The sequence below is a fragment of the Plasticicumulans sp. genome (assembly GCF_035331805.1).
Taxonomy (GTDB): Bacteria; Pseudomonadota; Gammaproteobacteria; order Competibacterales; family Competibacteraceae; genus Plasticicumulans.
In genome coordinates this window covers 1-3,093 of record NZ_DAOLKE010000384.1, presented here as the reverse complement: position 1 = coordinate 3,093, position 3,093 = coordinate 1, and the positions used below count along the sequence as shown (strand labels likewise).

At 72.3% G+C, this 3,093-nt stretch carries 2 protein-coding genes; one reads left to right on the top strand and one right to left on the bottom strand.

Annotation, left to right across the window (positions count from 1 at the left end; translation table 11 throughout):
- On the top strand, nt 1–2,110 hold a 2,110-nt coding region (locus PKE44_RS17235), incomplete at its 5' end, for a mechanosensitive ion channel domain-containing protein (RefSeq protein ID WP_324553728.1).
- Here PKE44_RS17235 and PKE44_RS17230 read toward each other — a convergent pair.
- On the bottom strand, nt 2,085–3,093 hold a 1,009-nt coding region (locus PKE44_RS17230; RefSeq protein ID WP_324553726.1), incomplete at its 5' end, for an HDOD domain-containing protein. The genes PKE44_RS17235 and PKE44_RS17230 overlap by 26 nt on opposite strands.

Here is a 3,093-nt window from a genome sequence, read left to right as displayed (position 1 = left end):
GGCCAGCTCGCGCGCCGGTTCCGCCGGCAGCGGCACGACAGCCGACGGCACGACCAGCAGCGCCGGCACGCCGCTCGCGCCACCGGCCGATGCGCCGGCCACGCCGCGCGTGACCGATGCCACGGCGCAGCTGCTCGATGCGGTGGCGCGGCGCATCGGCACGGTCGGCGAGGATGTCGGCACACTCGCCGGCAATCTGGTTGCCGCGCAGTCGGCCGCCGGCTGGCTGGTCGAGCGCGTGCGCGATCCGCTGGCGCTGGAGGAGACCCTCGCCGTGCTGAAGCCGCTGGCGCTAGTGATGCTCGCCGGCTACGCGGCCTTCGCGGCGGTCTGGCTGCTGTTCCGCGGTCTGCACCGCGCCATCGGCACGCGCACGCCGGCGCACTGCAGCGGCCGGCTGCTGTGGTCGCTGCTGCGCCTGGTCATCGAAGGTGCGCAGATCGCGGCGCTGTACGCGACGGCGATGACGGTGCTGACCGTGCTCGATCCGAAGTTCGGCACGCGGCTGCTGGTGCTGGTGTTCATCCACGCGGCCGTGATCGTGCGCAGCCTCATGGCGATCGCGCGGGTGCTGCTCGCGCCCGACAACCCCGGCCTGCGCCTGCTGCCGTGCAGCGACGAGGCGGCGAAGCTCACGCAGCGCTGGCTGCGGCGGCTGGTGCTGGTGCCGGTCTATGCGTATCTGGCGCTGCAGGCGGCGCGCCTGCTCGGCCTGCCCTGGGGCGTGCACGATGCGGTGCTGCGCCTGATCGGGCTGTATGTCGCCGTGCAGGTGATCGTGCTGATCCTCAGCGTGCGCGAGCCGGTCGGGGCGCTGATCCGCAAGGCCGGCGGCCAGCGCCTGCGGCTGTTCACGATGCGCGTGTCGCGCAGCTGGCACTGGCTCGCGATCATCTACGTGACGCTGATGTATGCGATCTGGGCGCTGGCGGTCGAGGGCGGCTTCCTGTTCCTGCTGCGCGCCTCGGTCGCGACGCTGGTGGCGATCCTGATCGTGCGCTACGGCTCGCACGGCGTGCGCAAGGGCCTGCGCCGGCTGGAGCGCCGTCAGGCCGACCTGCGCCAGCGCCGGCCGGAATCGGCGCTGCGCGTCGGCCGGGCGATGAAGGTCCTGCGCCGGCTCGCGCGCGTGCTGCTGCTGCTTGCGGCGGTGCTGCTGCTGCTCGAAGGCTGGAACGTCGATGCCGTCGGCTGGCTGACCAGCCCGGCCGGTCAGGTGCTGCTCGCGGGGCTGGCGCGCATCACCGCGGTCGTGCTCGGGGCGCTGCTGGTCTGGGAACTCGCCGGCATCTGGATCGAGGAACAGCTGACCGATCTCGACCGTCACGGCCGCCAGCGCATCCGCAGCGCGCGGGCGCGCACGCTGCTGACGGTCGGGCGCAAGGCGGTGGCGATCTTCGTGGTCACGATCGCCGTGCTGCTCGTGCTCTCGGAGCTTGGCGTCAACATCGGGCCGCTGCTCGCCGGTGCCGGCGTGGTCGGCGTCGCGGTCGGCTTCGGCGCGCAGAAGCTGGTGCAGGACGTGATCACCGGCGCCTTCATCCTGATGGAGGACGTGATGGCGGTCGGTGATGTGGTCAACGTCGGCGGTCAGGGCGGGCTGGTCGAGGCGATCTCGCTGCGCTACGTGCGCCTGCGCGATCTGGCCGGCACCGTGCACACGATCCCGTTCAGCTCGATCTCGACGGTCAGCAACCTGACCAAGGACTACTCGTACTACGTGTTCGACGTGAGCATCGGCTACGCCGAGGACGTGGAGCGCGTCTGCTCGGTGCTGACCGACATCGACGCCGAACTGCGCCGCGACGAGAAGTTCGGGCCGATGATCCTGGAGCCGCTGGAGATCCTCGGCGTCGACCAGTTCGCGGATTCGGCCGTCGTCGTCAAGGCGCGCACCAAGACGCAGCCGATCCAGCAGTGGAACGTCGGGCGCGAGTTCAACAAGCGCCTGAAGCAGCGCTTCGGCGAGCTCGGCATCGAGATTCCGTTCCCGCAGCGCACCGTGCACGTGCGCGCGCCGGCCGGCACGCCGCCGGATGCGATCCGGGCCGCGGCGATGGCCGGCGACGATGCGGCCAGCGGCGTCAGGAGCCCCGTGCCAGTCCCGTGAGTTCCGGGCACTGCCAGAGCGCCAGCCCGTGCACGGCCAGCGCGCCGGCGAGGTGCTCTTCCTCCCACTGCGCCTCGCGGCGCAGCAGCGAGGCGACCGCGAGCAGCCGGGCGCGGTACAGCAGGCGGCTGAACGGCATCAGGGCCGCGGGCGATTCGCCCTTCGCGATCCGCGACTGGTCGTGGATCGCCACCGGCACCTGCATGCCGACGCCCCAGTGCCGGACGATGGTCGCCGACAGGATGCTGCCGTACTGCTCCATCAGCAGCCGGAACACGTGCGGGCGCGGCGGCAGCGGTGCGCCGCAGGCGGCGAAGGTGTCGGCGACGAGATGGAAGATCGCGATGCGCCCGACGCTGTGCGTGAGGCCGGCGAAGTACGCGACGAAGGGATCGATGGCTTCGCCTTCGCCGGCACCGGCCTGCGCGAGCCGGCGCGCGGCGAGCGCGCTGCCCATGGCCTGATCCCACAGCAGCGAGCCGAACATCAGGAAGTAGATCGGCCGGATCTGGATCATCGGCCGCATCAGCACGGCGGTGACGATGGACTTCAGCGCCTCCTGACCGATCAGGCGCAGCGCCGACTCGATGCTGGAGATCGGCTGCTCGCCGGTGCGGTAGGCCGGGCTGTTGGCGATGCGCAGCACGTCGCCGGCCAGCGCCGGGTCGCGGCGCACCAGATCCTCGATGCGCCGCTGGCTGCCGAGCGGGTCCTGCAGCTCGCGCAGCAGCAGGCCGACCGTCATCGGCAGCTTCGGCAGGCTGTCGGGCGCCAGTCCCGCCTTCAGCTGCGCCTCGACCTGCGCGTACACCTGCCGCTCGACCGGGTTCAGCGCCTCGGCCGGCAGGCGCTCGTCGCTGCCGAACAGCAGCGTGTCGAAGGCCGGCAGCAGCCGGCGCTCGGCCTCGGGGTTGGCTTCCACGAAGGCCGGGCCGGCGGCCGGCGGCTCGGCGGCCGCCGCCGTGGCGGGCGCCGGTGCCGGG